9 protein-coding genes are annotated in these 20423 nt (G+C 63.9%); all 9 read right to left on the bottom strand.

What is annotated here, in order from left to right; translation table 11 throughout:
• The coding region (locus K8I61_19400) for a hypothetical protein (GenBank protein MBZ0274214.1) at nucleotides 1-747 on the bottom strand (747 nt) is incomplete at its 3' end.
• Nucleotides 748-980: 233 nt separating this feature from the next.
• The gene (locus K8I61_19395; GenBank protein MBZ0274213.1) at nucleotides 981-8486 is read right to left on the bottom strand and encodes a radical SAM protein; all 7506 of its coding nucleotides are present in this window, start codon (nucleotides 8484-8486) and stop codon (nucleotides 981-983) included.
• A complete protein-coding gene (locus tag K8I61_19390) occupies nucleotides 8483-10078 on the bottom strand; it encodes a B12-binding domain-containing radical SAM protein (GenBank protein MBZ0274212.1) in 1596 nt (531 codons plus the stop codon). Before K8I61_19390 ends, K8I61_19395 begins: the two co-directional genes overlap by 4 nt.
• Nucleotides 10062-11768: a carbamoyltransferase gene (locus tag K8I61_19385; protein ID MBZ0274211.1), complete on the bottom strand. Its 1707-nt coding sequence runs from the start codon at nucleotides 11766-11768 to the stop codon at nucleotides 10062-10064. Before K8I61_19385 ends, K8I61_19390 begins: the two co-directional genes overlap by 17 nt.
• A 4-nt stretch (nucleotides 11769-11772) precedes the next feature.
• A complete protein-coding gene (locus K8I61_19380; GenBank protein ID MBZ0274210.1) occupies nucleotides 11773-12861 on the bottom strand; it encodes a radical SAM protein in 1089 nt (362 codons plus the stop codon).
• Nucleotides 12861-13820: a GDP-mannose 4,6-dehydratase gene (locus K8I61_19375; GenBank protein MBZ0274209.1), complete on the bottom strand. Its 960-nt coding sequence runs from the start codon at nucleotides 13818-13820 to the stop codon at nucleotides 12861-12863. Before K8I61_19375 ends, K8I61_19380 begins: the two co-directional genes overlap by 1 nt.
• Nucleotides 13817-16636 carry a radical SAM protein gene (locus K8I61_19370; protein ID MBZ0274208.1) on the bottom strand — a complete coding sequence of 940 codons (2820 nt, stop codon included), beginning with the start codon at nucleotides 16634-16636 and terminating at the stop codon, nucleotides 13817-13819. Before K8I61_19370 ends, K8I61_19375 begins: the two co-directional genes overlap by 4 nt.
• Nucleotides 16636-17256: a hypothetical protein gene (locus K8I61_19365; protein ID MBZ0274207.1), complete on the bottom strand. Its 621-nt coding sequence runs from the start codon at nucleotides 17254-17256 to the stop codon at nucleotides 16636-16638. The genes K8I61_19370 and K8I61_19365 overlap by 1 nt, the downstream gene beginning before the upstream one ends.
• Nucleotides 17231-20404, bottom strand: a complete 3174-nt coding sequence (locus K8I61_19360) for a glycosyltransferase (protein MBZ0274206.1) — start codon at nucleotides 20402-20404, stop codon at nucleotides 17231-17233. The genes K8I61_19365 and K8I61_19360 overlap by 26 nt, the downstream gene beginning before the upstream one ends.
• Nucleotides 20405-20423: the final 19 nt, after the last annotated feature.

Raw genomic sequence — 20423 nt, 5'->3', positions numbered from 1 at the left:
GGTCGTCGTGGTCGTCGTCCCCTGGCAGTTATCCACGTTGGCGCGGATCATGGCGTTGCCCGCGTGAAAATCGTTCATCGGGCGCCATCCCTGCGTGTCTTTGAGAACCCAGCTATGGTCGTCGTCGTTGTCTTCATCGCGGCCGACATAGTTCACGCCGCCCGCGATGCGCCGAAGGCCGACGCACCAGGATCCGCTCACGATCGGATCGTCGAACTCCGGTATCCCCGAAACGGACGCGTCGTTCCACGCTCCGGCGATCGGGGTGAACGTGGACGACTCCCAGATGAAACCGTCCGGCGGGCCGTTGCCGTCCGGATCTTCGTACACAACCCAGCGCATCGTGCCGCCATTGACCTGCGTGATGTAAGCGGAAATTTCGCGCAGATAGCTGGGGTATTGCGACGGCGAAAGGCAGGCGACGATCGCGGACAGGCCGTCGTTGATCGGCGTTTCGCCTTCGGCGGTGCCGTCGTCCTCGATCATTGATTCCCAGACGACGTCACCGCAGTCGTCGAGGATCGCGCCGATCAGGTCATATTCGCCATCGAAGAACCAGACGGCGTGCAGCAAACCGTCGTCGGCAAGCTCCCAGTCCCAAACCGCCGTTTGCGCGAGGGCCGAACCATCAGCGACCGCAAGCGCGTTGTCCGGCGCGCGATCAAGATCCGCCGCAAGAAAAGCGGCCGTCAATCCCCCGGCGATCAGGCAAATTCCGAAAACGGTCAGAAGACGGTTCCCTGGCATTGTTTGCTCCTTTTTCTTGCGCAAGCGCGAATTTTTCGACGCTGCCAGAATATATATAAATTATTCAAATGAATAGACGAAAAATATACGGCATAAGTCGCACAGCATTACGAAATTACACGATTGCGAAGTTGCGGGTAACCGCACGCAAACGAATGGGAGGAGCGCGCCGCGCGAGCGGTAAGAGCGCGTCACCTTTCGCCTTATTTATTACGCACCTTGATTGGCGGATGTCAGGCGATCGGCGGGGCGGCGACGGCCGGTTCGGCACCGACCATCTCCAAATAGCGGTTTGTCATCCCGTGTGGAATGCGAAGTTCTTCGATGAGCTTCAACATGCGATACAGGCGTTTTTGACGCACTTCGTAAGTATTCATACCGTCCTCGGAATACCACTGGCACCAGTGCTCCGGCTTGGGCAAAACGATGCCGAATCGCTTCGGATCGTTTTCGAGCGGGCTTTGCGCCGTGACGATGCACGCGGACAGGGCGGAGATGCTGTCGATGAGATCGCGGTTCTCGCGCAGGAAATCCATCGTCTCGGTCAGTTCGATTTCCGTCTCGCCGGGGAAGCCGACGATGAGGTTGACGATGACCTTGATGCCGGCGCGTGTGCAGCGTTCCATGACCTCGCGCGCCTCGGCCGCGGTGAAGCCCTTTTTCATGAGGCCGAGCACCTTGTCCGAAAAGCTCTCCACGCCGAACACCAGGCTCGTGCAACCGGACTGCTGAAGCAAAAGCAGCGTTTCGTCGTCCATGCGCGTGTCGATGATCGCCTGGCCGGAGTAGTGCATTTCGACGTTGTTCTCGATGACGAGCTCCGCGAAGCGCCGCAGGTTCTTGAGGTAGCCGTTGATGAGCAGATCGTTGAACTGGAAGTCCGTCACGCCGTAGCGGTCCTGGTAGAACTTCACGATCTCCAGCATCTTTTCGGCGGAATGGTATCGGTACTTCGGCGTGATTTGCGGATCGTTGCAGAACGTGCAGCGGTTGACGCATCCCCGCCCCATCATCAGCGGCAACTGCCGCGTGCGGTAGAGGTCGAGGTTGAAATCGTCGAACAACGGCACGGGGATCTGATCGAGCGGGCGCACCGTTTCGTCGATCGTCGGTTTGCGGCAAATCTTTTCCGGATCGTCGGACATCCACTCGATGCCCGGAAGTTCCGAGAGATCCTCACCGTCGCGCAGCGCCGAAAGAAAGCGCGGAAAGTTCAACTCGCCCTCGCCGAGCATCACCGCGTCGAACGCCTCGCCGACGAGCTTTTGCCGATCGACCGGCCAGGCCGTGCCCGGCCCGCCGAGGATGATCTTGGCGTCCGGCAACACCTCGCGCACGCGGCGAGCAACGCGGCAGGAGAACGGCAGGTTCGATTCGTTGGTCGAAAGGCCGACGACGCGGGGCTTGCGCCGCTTCACCTCGCCGATGAACGCATCGACGCGCGGTTCGACCGCCTTTGCCACCGCGTCGAACTTTTCGCCCGGTTGCCAGAACTTGAGGTTCTCGGGCTCCCACCAGCGCTTGAGGCGCTCGTCGCACGACGCGTAACACTCCACATTCAGGTCGCGCGCGACGACCGCGAATCCCTTTTCGCGCGCGGCGGTCGCGATGGACGCAATGCCCATCGGCGGGAAGTTCACGCCCCACGGCGGCGCGAGCAGCAACATCGCGTCGAGCGGGCCGGCGTCCGTGTCCGAATGGCCGTTGCCGTTTGACTTGCCGTTGCCGTTTCCGGTCTTGCCGTTTGCGTCGTCCCCATGACCGATGTGCTCGGCCATCGCCATGCGACGCGGAACACGCGCGGCCTTTTCCGACAACGAACGGTTGACGTCGGTCGCCAGCGCCGCGGTGGCAAGGCCGTTGGCGAGCGCCTCGCGCGCTTCGGGCGACAATGAATCAAAGTCGATGGTCGATTCCACGGATGCCGCCTCGCCGCCGGCTTCGCGGGCCAGAGCCGCTTCGGCCTCGCGCCGAATCTTTTCCATACGCGCGCGTTCGCGGGCGGCGTTGTCGGCGACGTCGCGCTGATCGCGGTCGGCCTCGTCGTAAATGTTCACCGTGTGGATGTGCTTGTTGCGCTCGGCCAGAAGCGACGTGACGCGGATGACGCGCTCGAGGCGCTTTTCGTATGTGTTCGAGCCGTCGGCCGTGAACCATTTGACGGACCCGCCTTCGGGCGCGAAACGAATGTCGAAATCCTCGAACCGCTCAAAAAGCTCGCTGCCGAGATTCACGAGGCACGGCGAGACGGAGGCGACCTGGCCGATGATGTCGCGGTTGTCGCGGATGAAGTTGTAGGTGTCGAGGAATTCCTCCTCGCCTTCGCCCGGGAAGCCGCAGATGATGTTGATGATCGGTTCGATTCCCGCCTTCACGGTGTTGCCGAGGACTTCTTTCGCCAGCTCCTGCGTGTAGTACTTGCGCATCACGCGAAGGACCTTGTTGTTGAAACTCTCGATGCCGTACACGATGCTCATGCACCCGGCCTTGCGCATCTTGGAGAGCAGCTCGAGCGTCATCTCCTTGCGGATGATGCACTGCCCGCCCCAGGCGACCTGATAGCCCTTCTCGAGGATGAGATCGCAGAACTCCTCAAGCACCCCGACGTGGCCGTTCATCAAGAGGTCGAGGAACGTGAAGTGGTGCGCGCCGCGATGGAGCACGTGCCACTCCATATCCGCGAAGATCTCCTTCGCGGGCCGGTGGCGGTACTTCTGATAGATCTGGTGGTCGTTGCAGAACGTGCACTTGCGAACGCACCCTCGGCTGCCCAAAAGCGGAATCGCGGTGCCGGTGTATTCGTTGACGTTCAGCTCTTCCATCGTCGGCGTGGGGATCGACGTGCCCTTCTTGACGAGCGCGCGATCGACGCTGTCGTACGTGAAGCTCGTGCCGATCTTCACCAGGCCGTAGACGTCCTTCGGCGCGCGATTCTCGTTGGCCGCGCTGACGATCTCCGGAAAACCGACGTCGCCCTCGCCGAAGAACAGGTAGTCGCCGTCCGCGGGCGTGAGCGTCTGCACGTCGAAGCTGTTGGTGATCGCCGGGCCTCCGAACACGATGACCTTTTCGGGCGCCAACTTCTTGAGGCGCCGCGCGGTTTCCATCGTAAAAAGGTAGTTCGACGTGCAAACGGAGAACCCGACGAGCCTCGCGGGGTGCGCGGCGATCTGTTTCAGGTAATGTTCGGTCAGCTCCCACAGCGATTCGTAAGTCGCCGGGAAGAACTCCGGATCGGCCCACTCCTTGTAGCGGTCCATGCGCCAGAGCGAACGATCGTGGCAGCGGTTGTGGATCTTCACGTTCATATCGACCGCGACAACCTTGAACCCGGCGTCGCGGGAGACCTGCGCGAGATACGCGATCGCCAAAGGCGGCACATCGACGCCCCAAACGGGGCACTTGATGAGCATGACGTGCGCGAAATCCGCCGGCACCGTCTCCCAGCGCGGCTCACCCTTGGACGGGTCGAAATCGTCAAGCGCCGGCGCGCACGTCGCCATCGTCGAAAGCAGATTCGCGCCCACGACGGTCGTTTCTTCCTCGAAGATCTCCGGTTCCGCGACGGGCTCGGGCAGCACGTCGATATCCGCCGCGCGTTCGGCCGCGTTGGTCACCACGATCGGCAGGCCAAGCTCCTTGACCGCCGCGGTGAGCTTCGCGAGGCGCGCCATGCGCACCTCGGGCGTGTTGTCGCCGAGGCGCCAGCCGACGTCGCGCGTCGCGTAGTCGTCGAACTCGATGCCGAGCTTGTGCCAGTTCTTCTCGATCGGCGCGTCCTCGAGGAGGATGCACGAGTTCAGCGAGGTGATGCCGCAAATCCACTCGCGGTTGCGGCGGATGAAGTCGATGGTGATGTCGACGTCTTCTTCCTGCTCGCCCGGGAAGCCGACGAAGAAGTTGAGCATCGTGTTGATGCCGGCGCTTCGCGCCTGCTTGAGCGCGCGCTCCATGTCGTCGACGCGGAAGCCCTTGCCCATGCGCTTCAGAACGCGGTCCGAGCCGGACTCCACGCCCATGTTCAGGGTATAGCAGCCGGCCGTGGCCATCTTTTGCAGCAGCTCGCCCGTCATGTCGCCGCGCGGCTGGAAGAGCGCAATCCAGCGGATGCCGAGGTCCATCGCGATCAGGTCGTCGCACAGCTCCTCGAGAACCTGGAGGTCGCCGTTGATGAGCAGGTCGTTGAAGCGGAAGCTTTTGCGTCCCGTGGTTTCGACAAGGTGCCGAAGCTCGGAGGCGATGTGGCTTCCCGGCCGGGTGCGGAAGCCCGTGTTGCGATTGTTGTCGTTGCAGAACGTGCAAAACGCGACGCACCCGCGCGAAAACTGCACGGGCAGATCCTCGCCGCGATAGGCGTCGAGCGGGAACAGATCGTACGCCGGCGGCGGCAGGAGCGTCAGGTCGGACAGGCGCGGGCGCGGCGTGTATCCCGCCAGATCGCGGCCGACGAAACGATCCGTGCCGGGCAGGCCCGTGGGGTCGCCACCGCGAAAAATGCGTTCGAGAAGCGGAATGAACGTCACCTCGCCTTCGCCGATCACGAAGTGGTCGACGAGATCGTGCGGGAACAGGCGCCGCTCGTTTTCGGTCTGGATGCCGCGCCCGCCGATGATGTGGATGATCTCGGGATTCGCGCGGCGCAGCCGGCGCATCACCTCGATCGTGAACAGGCGATTGGGCGAATAGACGGTGAAGCCGACGACACGCCGGCCGGACTCGATGATGCGCGCCACGGCGGCGTCGATCGGCCGCGAAAACGCGGCGACGATGCGCCGGCACGAGTCTTCATCCGTCCAGTGGCGGAAGCTGTCTTCCTCGAAGAAGCGCCGAAGCGCCGGAGACGCGGCCTGATACAACTCGATATTGAGATCGACCACGAGCGGGTCGTAGCCCTGATTGCGCATGAAGCCCGCGACGGTCGCCATGCCGAGCGGCGGCATGTCCACGCCCCAAACCGGGCAGAGCACGAGTGCGACCTCGTTGTGGCCCGGAACCTCGCGCACCGGCTCGCCGCGCAAAACCTTGTCCACGCGGCCCATCAGCGCGATCAACTCGGCGCCGACCGCGTCGAGCCGGGATTGCGTATCCTCGATCTTCTTCGCGTAGAGCATCTCGCTTGGCATCACGTCTTCCGTGTTCTGGAACTCGATCCGTATGCCGAGCTCATGGAGCTTACGTTCGATACGAGCCACGCGTTTTGCGCGTAAATCCGGCGTATTGTCACCTGAAACCCAGTGATTGGTCCAACCATTCTCCAGTCGGTCGATCGGTTCAATGCCAAAAACGTGAGATTTCTTCTCAATCGGCGTGCCGTGGATGATGACAAGGCCGTTCAAACTGCGCACCAGCCCGATCGACTCGCGGTTTTCCTCGAGAAAACGCAGCGTCGCCTCGACGTCCTCGTCCGTCTCGCCCGGGAAGCCCGCGATGAGGTAGATGACCACGTCGATCCCCGCCGCGTGCGCGTCTTGCAGCATGCGCCCGGCCTCGGCGGCGTCGTAATATTTGTTCATCCGGCGCAGCACGCGATCGGAGCCGGACTCGACGCCGAACTCCAGGCGATAGCACCCCGCCTGCTTCATCTTGTGGAATTGTTCGGCGGTCAGCGGGCGGTTTGGCGACATGCCCGCGGACCACGTGACATCGAGGTTGGCCTCGATGATGCCGTCGCAGATCGCCTCGAGCATCGCCGGGTCGTTGTTCACCATCGGATCGACGACAGAAAAGATTTTCGTGCCGTGACGTTCGACGAGCGTCCGAAGTTCGCGGACGACGTTCGCGGCGGGCTTGTAGCGCGCGTCCTGCCAGAGGTCGGGGATGTTGCAGAACGTGCAACGCCCGACGCATCCGCGGCTCCACTCGACGACAAGCGCGGGCGAGCCGTAGGCGTTCGCGTCGAAATCGCGGAAATCCGGCGGCGGCAACGCGGCGAGGTCGGGGAAGAACGCGGGCGCGTTCAGCGTCTCCTCGCCTTCCACGCGATCCCAGCGCGCAAGTCCGGGGCAATCGAGGATGTCGCGCCCCTCGCGGATGCGCGTCAACAGCGCCTCCATGACGGCTTCGCCTTCGCCGACGAGGAATCCGTCGATGAACTCGTGCAGGAACGACGTCACGTGGCGGCGCAGGTCGATATGGCTGGCATGCGGGCCGCCGACAAAAACGAACGAATCCGGCGCAAGCTCTTTCAGGCGCTTCAGGAAGATTCGCGTCGGCACCTCCTTGCGCGAGACCATGTTGATGCCGAAGACCTTCGCGCCGGACGCGGCGGCTTCTTCCGCGAGCGTGCGCAGATCGTCACCGAACGCGGCGTCCACCTGTTCCTCGCCTTCCCAGAACGGACCGCGTTCCCAATCCCAAAGGTTGCGCTTGGGCGGATCGGACATGTTGTAAAGCCGCACGTTGCCGTCGAGCACCTTCACCCGCCAGCCCTTTTCGCGCAGGTAGCCGGTGATCGCCCCGATGCCGAGCGGCGGCGCCGATACCTGCCACGGCGGCGGAAGGAAAAAGAGCGCATCCGCGTTGCCGTCTTCCGCGGCCTCCATTTCGGTCGCCGGACCGACGGGCGCGGCCGGGTCAATCGTCACCGCGTCGCCAAGATCGTAGCTCGCCGGCGAATCGTCGCCGGCGTTAGGCGGAAGCGGGCGCGGGTTCGCGACCGACCGCTCGCTATCGCTCGCGGCACTGACATCGCAACCCGGCGTTTCGGGTTCCGCGTCGCGCGTGTCAATCGGCACGTTCGGCTTGCCGATGAAGTTGACCGCGACGAAATCCCCGGCGCCTGGATGGGGGCCGGTCGCGGCAACGGAAAGATCGCGATCCTGGGCGAGGTTGGCGCCCTCGGCGGGAATGGCGTCCTCGCAACTCACGCAAAGAAATTCGTCGGGGAGGCGCTCGCCGCTTCCGAGCGCATCGAGAAATCGCGCGCGCCCTTCGCCGCGCCACACCGCCGCCAGGCCGCCGTCGCGGGCGACGTTGCCGAACACGACCTTGCGCCGCCAGTCCATGCAGCAGGGAATGACATCGCCGTTGAACAACACGTGCGCCATTTTGTACGCCCAGATCGTCTTGCAACCGGACGTGCGCGGCGTGTACGCGCGCTCGTGTCCGTAAACCGGCACGCTGCCCGCGCGGGAGATGTAGCCGTCGTCGAGGTCCACGCGCGTCACGCCGATCTCACGCCAATGTTCGGCGGCGCGGGCGTATTCCCCGGGTGTGATGTGCGGGCGCACCTTGGTGATGTTCACCTGGATGAAATTATCGCCACGCACCGCGAGGGCGCGGTCGATGAAACGTTCGAGCCTCGGCCGCGCCGTCGCCCAGTCCTTGCGCCCGGTGATTTTTTCGTAGGTGTCCGGTTCGAGCGCGTGGATGGAGATGCCCAGCCAGGACAGACCCGAGTCGATCAGCCGCTCGCCGAAGTCGCCGTCAAGCAACAGGCCGTTCGTGATGATGTAGATCTCCGCGTGCGGCAACGCGCGGCGCATCATTTCGATTCGCGCGGGGAGCTTTTTGTCGAGCGTCGGCTCGTTCATCAGATAGAGCAGAACGCGCGACAGATCGGGGAAGCGCTTCACCTCGTCCACGAGGCGCGCGTACACCGCGTCGTCCATCTCGCCCTGGGCCTGCGTCTTTGCGGTATCGGGCCACGGGCACATGACGCACCCGCTGTTGCAGCGCGAGACCGTCTGGACCATCAAGTGTTTCGGGAACTCGATGGACTTGGCCTCGCGGGCGTTCACGACTGCGAACCCGTGGGGAACGACGCGCACATGATCGAGCTGCGCGGCTGCGCGACCTTTTGGGCGTCGGACGCGCCCTCGCCGCCGGCCCACTGGCCGTGTTCGTCGTGCGTCGCGTGTTCGGGATCCGTGATGACCTCGGTTTCGATCGGAATACCGAGATCGTGCACCTTGTCGATCACCTTGCGCACGCGCATCGCGCGGCGCAGCGGCGTGTCGTCGCCCTTGCCCTGCCAGTTGTCCTTCCACTGCACGTCGTGACGGTCGAACTCGACGCCGAACAGGTCGGCGCGCTTTTCGATGGCGGTGCCGTATTCAATCGTCAGGCTGCAAAGATTGCGGATCATATCGACCGCGCCCCCCCATCGATCGAGCCAGTCGCACGTCTCCTGCACCGTTTCGTCCGTTTCGCCGGGGAAGCCGACGATGAGGTAGAGCATCACCTGGATACCGGCGTCCTTGCAGTCGCGCATCATCTGGCCGGCCTCGTCGGGCTTGAAGCGCTTGCCCATCTTGCGAAGCATCGTGCGGCTGCCGGAATCGACGCCGAACTCAAGCTTGAAGCAGCCCGCGGCCTTCATTTTTTCGAACGTGGATTTGCCCACAATACGATTGGGCGAGATGCCCGCGGACCATTTCACATGGATGCCTGTCGCGACGATCGCGTCGCAGATCGCATCGAGCAATTCCGGATCGCCGTTGACCATCGGATCGACGATCGTGAAGCGCGAAATGCCGTGGCGCTCGTGCAGCGTACGCAACTCGTCGGCGACCTTTTCGGGCGCCTTGAAGCGGAACGCGTTCCAGTAATCGTTGATGCTGCAATACGTGCACCGCGCGACGCACCCGCGGTTCCACTCGACGACGAGCCCCTGCTCCTCGTAATCCGCGAGGCGGAAATCGGAGAAGTCGGGGATCGGAAGCTGGTTCATATCCGTGATGAAATGCCCCGGGATGACGCACTCCTCGCCGTCGGGGCGTCCGGACACGAACCCCGGCAGATTCGCGAGCGGCGCACCGTCGCGCAGGCGCCTCAGCAACTCGTCGCAGGCCAGCTCCCCCTCGCCGACGATGAAGCCGTCCACGAGATCGCCGCAAAGCTGGCGGATGTGATCGCGCGACTCGCGCCAGCCCGCTCCGGGCCCGCCGACGAAGACCTTGAGATCGGGCAAGCGCTCCTTCAGGCGTGCAAGGAAGATGGCGCTCGCCGCTTCTTTTCGCGAAACGACGTTGATGCCGAGAACGCGCGGGCGATGCGTCGCGACCTCGTCCGCCAATTCGCGCAGAAGGGGGCCGAATTTCACCTCGACCGGTTCGGGATCTTCCCAGAACGCGCTGTTGTCCCACAGCCATAGCGGGCGCAGCGACGTGTCCGTCTTGTGATAGGCGCGCGTGTTGCCGTCGATGACCGCGACATTCCAGCCGCGCCCGCGAAGCCAGGCGGACAACGCGGCAAGCCCCAGCGGCGGGCCGGTCACCAGCCACGGCGGTGGCGAGAACAAAAGGATGTCCACGGGCCGCGCGGACGCCCCTGGCTCGCGCGCGCCGTTGGCGCGGCCGTTCGCGCCGGGTCCGTTAATGAACATCGACATTCGCTGCCTTTCGCCGCGGACGAACCAGGAACGGGCCGAGCGCGAGCGCGTCGAGCCCGGCGGCGAGGAAAGCCCGGATCGCATCCCGCGGCGTGGCGACGATCGGCTCCTCGTGCATATTGAAGCTCGTGTTGAGGATGGCCGGCAAACCCGTCAGATCCTCAAAACGCGCCAGAATATCATAGTATAGCGCGTCTTCGGCCCTCTTGAACACCTGCGGGCGCGCCGTGCCGTCCACGTGGACGACGCCCGGGCACTTCGTTTTCATCTCGTCCGTGCAGTCAAAGCAGATATTCATGAAGCGCGCCGTGAATTCGGCGCCGGCGATCCCCACAAACAGGTCCGGCGCCCGCTCGGCGCGCACCGCCGGCGCGAATGGCATGAACTCGCTGCGGCGCAGTTTCTCGTTCAACCAGTCGTTGGCCGACGGGTCGTCCGGGCGAAAAAGGATCGACCGGTGTCCGAGCGCGCGGGGGCCGTATTCCATGCCGCCGTCGAAACGCGCCACGATCTTGCGATCGGCGACAAGCCGCGCCACCGCCGTCGCGAGATCGTCGGGCCGCTCGTGTTCGAGCCGGGCGTCGCGGATCGCCGCCTCCAATTCGTCCTCGCCGTACGCCATGCCGAGATAGGGCGTCTCGAGAGTCTTTCGACCGCGGCGCGAAGCGCCAAGCGCCGCGCCGGTCGCGAGGCCGCCGTCGGACATGTTCGGGAAGATGTAGATTTCCTGCACGCCCGAAAGCTCGTGCAGGCGCTGATTCAACTTGACGTTCTCGAAGATGCCGCCCGCGAGCGCGAGGCGCGACTTGCCGGTGCGCTCAAGCCATCGGGAAACGAACCTGCCCATTTGCGCCTCGAGGTTGCGCTGGCAGGCGGCCGCGATGTCCTCGCGCCTGTGGCCGCGAATTTTTCGATAAAGCCCCCACGCGCGCGGGTTCGGCATCCAGACGCGAAACGTCGAAAAACCCGGCCCGCGAAAATGCGCACTCTTTTCGAATTCGTCGAGTAGCAACGACGGATCGCCGTACGCCGCGAGGCCCGTGACCTTGCCCTCGTGCCGGTTCGGGATGAAACCGAGGTATTCGGTAATGCGCGAGTAATACGGGTTGAACGCGCAGCGGCCATCCTGGGCGAAGATGCGGGATACGCGCCCGGCGCAGGCGATCGACACGGTTGCGGACAGGCCGTCGCCCATCGCGTCCGCGGTGACGACCGCCGCGTCGTCAAATGGCGCGGTGAGGTACACGGACCAGGCGTGGCACAGGTGATGATCGAAAAGCTGGACGTCGCAGTCATAGCCGTGCGCGCGCAAGCCGCGCCCGATCCACCAGCGCGACAGGCGAATTTCGATGGAACGCAACACGGAAATGGCCCGCGCCAGCAGGTGGTACATGATGTACAGATCGAACAGGAAGCTGAACTGGCCGGCGCTTCGTTTGACGCGCCGATGCCAGCCCTTCACGAGGCGAAGGCCGAAAATCGGCGTGAACTCACTGCCGACCGCGACGAGATCGACATCGTCCGGAGTCACCCCCGCGATGGAAAGGCATGCGTCGATGGCGCCCCACGGGAAGGCCATCGAATTTTTTTCACGGTCGATGCGTTCTTCGTTGACGGCGGCGACGAGGCGCCCGTCGATGACGACGGCCGCCCCGGCTCCGTGGTTGTCGGAGATGCCGAGAACGATCATGCCGTCAAAGCTTGCAGCACCGGGCGCAGCCGGGAGTGAGTCCTTTGCGCAGGAGCGCGCGGAAGCGGCGGTAGCGTTCGCCGTTCCAGATCTCGGCGAGCGGCTTCTCCTTGATGTTCCCCATCTTCATGTAGAGGAACTGGCAGGGATAGACGTCGCCGTCGGAGTTCACGTACGTCGAACGCCAGATGAAAACGCACCGGCGGTCGAGGTCGAACTTCGGGCTGTACCAGGTCTTCATCTCGTCCGCGTTCAACACCGGCTTGGTGAAGATCTCCCGATTCTTTTCGAGGATGTCGAGGATCGGCTCGTACATGCGTTCGGGCGGCTCGTATTGGAAGTGCAGGAGCTTGTCCGGCGCCTCGCCGAAGTTTTCGATCCAGTAGTTACGGTTGGCCTCGGCTTCCGTCGGCGTCACGAAGTTCAGGTGCGACAGGCGCATGACGAGGTTGTCGCGCCCGTCGAGCTCCCGCACGAAATCCGGCAGGTGGGGCAGCGACTCCGCGGTGATGACGTAGTTGATCATCGGCCCCGGCGACGGCCACGCGGCGCGGAACAGGTCGAGCGCGTGCATCGTCTTGTCGTACGCGCCGTCCATCAGCACGGCCTTGTTGTGGGCCTCGCGCGTGCCGTGAAAACTCAGGATGACGACGTCAAGGCCGATGTCGCGAAGGCGCGTCACCTGCGGCTCTTTCAACAGCGTGCCGTTTGTGACGACGCCGACGGGCATGCCCCGCCGCTTGGCCTCGACGATGATGTCGTAAATGTCCTTGCGCGCGAAAGGCTCGCCGCCGGAGAGAAACAAACCCGCGCCGGTCTTCGAGAGTTGATCGACAAGTTCGACCATTTCCGCCGTCGAAAGTTCCGTGCGTTTGCCGAGAATGTCGTTATTGAAACAGAACGGACACTTGAGATTGCAGACCGTCGTGATGTTCAGGTTCACGATGCTCGGCATGCCGTGCACGCGCCCGTCGCCGAGGTAGTAATCGACGGGGAACGTGATCGCGTCGCGCGCGACGCGAAGCGGCGTGAAGAACGGGCGGAAGGCCCGCATGTTGATGACCTGCGACTTGATTCCGGAAAGAAGCGACATCAGACGCCCCCCCCGCTTGCGCGCGCCCACGCCATCGTGCGCGCGAGGCCTTCGGCGAACGTGACCGCGGGCGCCCATCCGAGCCGTTCCTTCGCGCGCGCGATGTCCGCCGCGCAGCGCTCCTGATCGCCCGGCCTTCGTGGCCGGCGCATGATCGGATAAACCGCCGGGTCCTTGCCCGCGGCCAGGCACACTTCGCGAACCAGGTCGTTGACCGAGCGCTCAACGCCGGAACCGAGATTCACGGCGGTGTTGTCGGCAACACCGGGACGCGACATGCGCTCCCACGCTTCGCACACGTCGTCGACGTAAACGAAATCGCGCGACTGCGTTCCGTCGCCGTCCACGGTACACGGCTCGCCGCGCAGCACCTGGCCGATGAAGATCGCAAGGACGCCCTGATAGGGGTTCGTCAGACTCTGTCCGGGTCCGTACACGTTGAACATCCGCGGCACGGTGACGGAAAATTTCGCCCCCAGGTCGACGCGATTCGCGGTCGCCATCAGAAAGTGTTCCGCCGCGGCCTTGCCGACCCCGTAATACGAGATCGGCACAAGAGGATGCGCCTCGCCCACGGGCAGGGCGCTCAGGACACCATACTCGGTCATCGAACCCGCGTACACGAGCTTCGGCACTTTTTGTTCGATACATTGCAGGGTTACGTTCACGGTCCCCAGCAAATTCGTATTCAGATCGGCGAGCGGATCGTCGAAGGACCGGATGTTGCTCGCCTGCGCCGCGCAGTGAAAAACGACGTCCGGTTGGGTCGCAAACGCCTCGCGCACGTCGGCGACGTTGCGAACGTCGCCTTTGAGGTAGTCGCACGACGGGGGCACGTCTTCCCGACGGCCGGTGGCTTCGTTGTCGATGACGGCCACCGACCACCCGCGCGTCAGCATATGCCGCGCCAGATGATGGCCAATGAAGCCCGCGCCGCCGGTAATCAGGACGCGGCTCAACGGGCCTCCCCGCGCACGACAAAACGCACCAGATGTTCCTTTTCCGTTTCCGAGAGCGCGCCGATGCGCCGGTGTTCGTCCTGGTTGTGCATCAGGTTGTCGCAGGTGCGGTGGCAGGCGATCGACCGGAAAAATGGGTGCGTCTTCTTTTCGACAAGCGCCATTTGGCGGAAGTGGTCGTACACCTTTCCCCGCCAGATGTCCGTGAACGTCTGCTTGTGCAAGTTGCCCATCGGCATCTCCACGCCCCGGCAACACGGCACCACCGTGCCGTCGGTCAGGATGCGGCAGAAAATCCAGCCGATGTAGCAGGGCACCTCGTCCACCGCGACGCGATCGTAGTCGCCCGTTATGGCGCCCGTGGCGTTCACGCGGCGCAGCGTGCCCTCAAAATTGTCCAGGATGAACGGGCGTGGCCGCGTGCGGTTGATCTTTTCCACGCGCTCGGCGACCTCCACAAGATGCGCGCGCACGACGCCAAGGTGATTCGCGTTGAGCAAAAGGCCGTTCATCGGATCGGCGACCGGATCGACCACCGCGTAATAAACGCCGTCCGCGCCTACGCGAAGCGCGAAATCGAGCATCTCGCGCGCCTCCATGTAATTCATCGAAAACAGTACGTTCGCGACGATCACTTGCGCGTGCGGCGCCTTGTTCGCGCAGAACAGGCGCAAAAGCTGCTCGATTTTCTCGAAGGTCTTTTGCGTCTTGGCGGGATGGCTGCGCGCGTACATGTCCGCGGTGCCGGCCCAAATCGACGCGGTCACCTCGTCAACGCCGATCCCGGCCATGCGCTCGACTTTCTTTTCGGTCAGCGCGGTGAAATTCGTCGTCAACGCGGCGATCATCCCGCGCGCCTTCACGTGTTCCAGAAACTCGATCATCTGCGGATGCACGAACGGTTCGCCGCCGCCGGTGAAGCGGATGCGCTTCGTGCCAAGGTCCGCCAGTTCGTCGATGGTGCGGTGCATGACATCCGCGGGCATCTGTTCACGATGCCACTCCTCGGGCGGGGAGAAGCGGCCGAGCAGCGGCGATTTCGTCCAGCACGCGAGGCAGTTGTTGTCGCAGCGGTTGGTCGGATCGATAACGACCTGCTCCGGACCCACGAACGCGCGGCGCCCGTCGAGAATGCCGGCCACATCGCGGTGATCGTAAAGGAACATCTCGAACGGATCGGCCGGCCGACGCGGATCGGCGGCCAGGTCAGGTTCGGGATGCTTCAGCACCAAATCCCCGTTGCCGCTCCCCTGCCCGTGCCCGTGCCCGTCCCCGGATGCGACGATCTCGATATTCCCGATCGCTCCGGAAAAATCGATATCGTCGTTGGCGGCGCGTTTGCGCTCCACCGCCGCCTCCATCGCCGGCACCGGTTTCGCGTACTCCATCGGATTTTTCGCGCGGACCTCGAAATAGTATTCCACGCCGCCCGCGCGGCCGATCGGCAATTCCGCGAAGTGCCGGTGCGGCGAGATGCGCTCCATCGCGACGCGTCTGTATTCGGCGTCGCCCTCGCCTTTCCAGAGCACATCCACGCCATCGACATACGGCAGCGAATCGACGTACTCCACCGGCAGTTTCCCCTCGGCGATCGCGTCGACGAACGCGTCCGCCTCGTCCTCGCGATCCGGGCCGAGCGCGGCGTCGCCCATGTCGAAAAAGCGCGCGCGCGGCAGATTCTCGAGTACGTAGTGCCCAAAGAGCGCGTTGCCAAGCGCAAGGCCGTCGTCCGAGGCGGCGGGCTGAATGAAGATCCGATCGAACGGTGTCTTTTGCAGCACAAGGCCGTTTGCGACCGAATTCAGCGCGACGCCGCCCGCCAGCACGAGATTCTTTCGGCCCGTCTCGCGCGCGAGGTGCGTCGCGACGTGGACCATCGCGTCCTCGAGGCGCTTTTGCGCGGCGTACGCGAAGTCCATGTGGCGCGGCGTGATCGCCTCGAAGAACTTGCGCCCCGGGCCGAACGTCTTGCAAAAGCGCGTGGACAGCCGCGAGAGCGCGGTCGGATTTTCGAGCACGTACGCTTCGTGCCAGAAGTCCATCGCCGACTTGTCGATGCGAATCCGCCCTTCGGGCTGAAGGCGCAGAACGTCGCGCATCGCCTCGACCATCGGCCCCGGCCGGCCGTAGCTCGCCAGGCCCATGAAGCTGCCCTCTTCCATGTCGAGAAGGTGCGAGCAAAGGGCGTAGAAGTAGCCGAGCGACGATTCCGCGAATGCGTCGAACAGTTCCACCATCGGCTTGCCGCGCACGGCGTATCCCGCCGTCAGGCTTTCGGCGGGGTAGTTGCGCGCCTCGCCGCCAGGAAGCCGCGTGAGCAACTCGTCGAGTTTCGGGTGCGTGTGCGCCGCGCGAAAACCCCGCCCGATGAAATCGAGCTCGCGCGGCGAAAAACTCCAGTAGCGCTTGTCGTTCTCGTCGGCGATGACCGGCGCGATGCCGCCCGAGGCGTCCACAGTCAGGAACGCCGCGTCGTCAAACGGCGACGCCAGAAACGCGCTCGCGGCGTGGCCGACGTGGTGCGTGATCTGAAAAATGCGCTCCGGGCGCGGGTAATCCGGAAAGACGGGCACGGGAGCGCCGCCCGGCGCAAAGTAGTGGTCCGTGTCGCAGAAGATCGCATCCACGCCGGCAAGTTCGATGCCCGCCGCGTCGAGCACCGCGCCCATCGCCCGGCGGATCGAATTGCGCCGATCCCCGCGACGCACGCGGCAGATGCGCTCCTCGTTCACCGCGGCCACGAGCTTGCCGTCGGCGAGCAGGCACGCGGCGCTGTCGTGGTCGGAGACGACCGTGCCAAGAACAAATCGCGGCATCACGCGGTCTCTTTCAAAAGCAGGTTGCCGCCGATGGCGATCGCGTCGAGCTCCGTCCCCGCGAAGCACTGAAACGCGTCGAGCGGCGTTTCCACGATCGGCTCGCCGTGATCGTTGAAGCTCGTGTTCAATACGATCGGCACGCCGGTGATGCGATGAAATGCCTCGACGACGCCGCGCAAGCGTGACCCGTCTTCCGGCACCGTCTGCGGGCGCGCGGTGGCATCGACGTGTGTGATCGCCGGGACGATTTCGCGCTTGTCCGCGCGCACCGTGGCGACCAGCAGCATGTGCGGGCTTTCGTGATCGAGTTCGAACCAGTCGCGCGCGTGTTCGGCGAGAACGGCCGGTGCATACGGACGAAACCACTGGCGGTGCTTGACGCGATCGTTCAGGTGATCGCGCATGCCGTCCCACCGGGGATCGGCCAGGATACTGCGCCGACCGAGCGCACGGGGTCCGAATTCCGATCGCCCCCACACGACGCCGACGACAAGGCGCCCGGCGAGAAGACGAGCGACCTCATCCTCGATGCGCCCGGGGCGCTCGATGCGAAAGTTCGGCCAGCGGACGCGAAACATCCGCCCGCCGCGGTCATCCCGATAAACGTGCCCGGACATCGGCCCGCCGCTTTTCGATCCGCGGCTGCATCTTTTCGGACCCGATGTACTGGCCGGTGGCGCGCAGCCACACTTGCGCCGCGCGGAGCACGGCGAGCTGCGTGCGCGAAAGGCCGCGAACGCGGTTGTACATATGCTTGATGCGGCCCAGATCGTCGCACGACTTGTAGCATCCGCATTTCGCGTTCGGGTCGTTTCCGATATTGGAGAACCAGGGGTCCGCCTTGGTGTAGACGTTCGTCTTCTCGCGGAACTCCTCCTGCTTCTCGTTCGTCCAGATATCCATGAACCGCTTTTGGTACAGCGATCCGGTGGGAATGCGATGGCTCTTGAGACAGCTATTGATGTTGCCGTTGGCGAGCACGCGCGCGAACTGCCAGCCGACCGTGCACGGCATGGAGTCGATCACGAGGCGATCGTGCTCCCCGCGCGTCGTGTGATCGCCGGAGATGCGGTTCAGGAACTGATCGAACATGAACAGGTGAACGCGCGCCTCCTTTTCGTCGCCGACAATCCATTGCTTGATGCGAAGCGCCTCCTCGTAAAGCCATTTCGACTGCTCCGCGGAAAGCAGCAGCGAGTCGGTGCGGTCGGGCATCGTGTCGACGAGCGTCCACTCGATCGACTCCGACCGCGTGTCGATGGCGAAGTCCACCATCTTTTTCATCTCGTGGAAGTTCAGATTCGACAGCACGTGGTAGGTCTTGATGTACGGAACGACGTCCTTGACCTCGTTCAGGTACGTCAGCGCCTCCTTGAGATCCCAGAACGCCTCTTCGGTCTTGCTCGGGTGCGTCAGGACATAGGTCTCCGGCGTGCCGGCCCATACGCTGACGGTCATGTAGTCGACCTTCATGCGGGCCAGCTCGTGCGCCACGTCCTTGGTGACGTTGATGAAGCTCGTGTTGATGTTGCAGATCAGCCCGCGCTTTTTGATCGATTCGCAAAGCTGGAGGATCTTCGGGTACGCCATCGGCTCGCCGCCGCCGGCGATGTAGATCTCCTTCGTTCCCGTGGCGACGAGGTCGTCGAGCACATCCTCCAGGATCGACAGGTCGAGCCGCTGCTTCTGCTCCTCCCACGGCATCAGCTTGTCGAGCAGGAGCGGCGAGCGGCACCAGCACGCGATGCAGTCGTTCGGGCACATGTCCGTCGGATCGAACTGCACGGTATGCGGGCCGATATACGCGAAGCGCCCGTCGAGCACGCCCACAACGTCGAGGTTCGCCTCGATGAATCCACGCAACGGCGCAAACGGGCCCAGGTTGTAATCGAGCGGTTTTGGCGGATTTGCGATCTTCGGAAGCGGCGGCCGCGCGCCCTTGTTCGCGAACGGATCGACGCGTTTTTTCGCCGCGTTGCCGTTCGTGCCGGGATCGTTTTCGCCACCGCCGTTTGGGTCATTTCCGTTCGCGGAACCGTTGGACGTGGACTTGCCGTTGGCCGCACCGTTTCCATTCGGGACGCGGGCCGACCCGTTGCCGTTCGACTTGCCGTTGCCATTGGCCAGGCGACTCGGACGCGGTTTTTCCTCGTCGTGAACCGACGGCGCATCCGGCGTGGTCTCGCGCGCGGGAATCGCGGTCGTCTCGCTTGTCGCCACCGCAAGGCCGCCCGCGTCGGACGTCTTGATTTTCGTCGTCACGAATTGAACCGGGACGAAGCCTTCGGGAACCTTTTCGCCATCGCCGGGCGCATCCGAGGCGGATTTCGCATCGACCTTTTCGGGTCTTGCCGCCGGCGCGCTTGCCACGAATTCGCGCGAACCGTTGCCGTTACCGTTGCCGCCTGTCGAGCCTCGCGGCACGCCGTTTCCGCCGCCGGACTTTTTCGGGTCCGCCTTCGCGGCCGGGATCGGCGCCGTCTCCGTTTTCGCCGCCGGCGGCTTGACCCATTTGGAGGTCGGAATTCCGCGCGGCGCGCCCGACGGGGTGACGAGGAACGGCGAGCGCGAGCGCGCATCCTTGCCCGTCTTCCAGTAGAGCAGCCGCGTTTCGTGCAAAATCATGTCGTACGCACGCAGCAGGTTTTCCGCGGTGACGCCCCAGTTGAACTCGGTTTCGGCGCGCTGCCGGGCTTTCGCGGACAGGCGAACGCGCAACTCCTTATTCGCCAGAAGTTGCACGATGCCGTCGGCCAGCGCCGGCGCGTCACCCGCGGGAACGAGGACGCCCGCGTCGCCGATCATACGCGGCACCTCGCCGACGTTGCTTGCCACGATCGCCTTGCCGCTTGCGAGATACTCGCAGACCTTCAGGGGTGACTTGGTTGCAACCTGCGGCGTATCCGCGAAGCACGCGACCGCGACGTCCGCCGCCGCGACGTATTCGGGAATGACTTCGTGATCGACGCTGCCGGTGAAGATGACGCGGTGGCCGACACCGTAGTTTTCCGCGAGTTGGAAAAGCTCGCCGAAACGCTCGCCCCCGCCGACCACGAGGAACGTCGGATTCTCGCCGCGGTCGAGCACGAGCTTGGCCGCCTGCAGGAACAGTTCGGCGTATTGCGCGCCGTGAAGCTGCCCGAGATAGAGCACGATCGGCCCTTCGATGTGGTGCTCCTCGCGCACGCGCGATCCGTCGATATCCGGCCGGAAGCGGTCGATGTCCGCGCCGACGTGGCCGTCGAAGATACGCGCCTCGGGCACGCCGCGCTCGATCGCCATCTTGCGCAGCGCCTCCGACGCGACAGAGACGGAATCGGCCATGCGCGGCAGGACGCGCTCGAACGTTTCGATGGACGCGCCGACGAGGCGGTTCATGGGATTGTAATTGTAGATGCCGAATTCCCAGTCGTCCCAGTCGTAGTGGACCGGCTTGCCGAGGCGATAGCCCGCCCAGAGCGCCGGCACGGACACGTGCGGGAAACACTTCTGGAAATGGATCACGTCCGCCCAGCGCGCGAATTCCATGACCGAACGCATCTTGCCGATAAGCGCCATCTGGTGGCGATAGCAGGGAATCGTGACGAACGGATATTCCTGGCGCGCGGTCGCGTCCTTAAGGTCAAGGCGCGGGTCGATGAGGTGATACATCAGACGCACGTTGTGGCCGCGCTTCACGAATTCCGTCGCGAGATACGTGATGCGGACGGTCCACGGCTCGGAATTCGAGTAGATGTCGTGCGGATGAAGCATCAGAATGTTCATCGAAACGAGTCTCCCGTTC

The organism is bacterium (genome assembly GCA_019912885.1).
GTDB lineage: Bacteria > Lernaellota > Lernaellaia > JACKCT01 > JACKCT01 > JAIOHV01.
Note: the sequence above shows the minus strand (reverse complement) of the source record. Positions and strands in the feature narration are given on the sequence as shown.

What these genes read in the sequence shown, in the direction of transcription:
- K8I61_19390 (MBZ0274212.1), bottom strand. Translation starts at nt 10,078, where the DNA reads ATGTCGATGTTCATTAACGGACCCGGCGCGAACGGCCGCGCCAACGGC.
- K8I61_19385 (MBZ0274211.1), bottom strand. Translation starts at nt 11,768, where the DNA reads ATGATCGTTCTCGGCATCTCCGACAACCACGGAGCCGGGGCGGCCGTC.
- K8I61_19380 (MBZ0274210.1), bottom strand. Translation starts at nt 12,861, where the DNA reads ATGTCGCTTCTTTCCGGAATCAAGTCGCAGGTCATCAACATGCGGGCC.
- K8I61_19370 (MBZ0274208.1), bottom strand. Translation starts at nt 16,636, where the DNA reads ATGCCGCGATTTGTTCTTGGCACGGTCGTCTCCGACCACGACAGCGCC.
- K8I61_19365 (MBZ0274207.1), bottom strand. Translation starts at nt 17,256, where the DNA reads ATGTCCGGGCACGTTTATCGGGATGACCGCGGCGGGCGGATGTTTCGC.
- K8I61_19360 (MBZ0274206.1), bottom strand. Translation starts at nt 20,404, where the DNA reads ATGAACATTCTGATGCTTCATCCGCACGACATCTACTCGAATTCCGAG.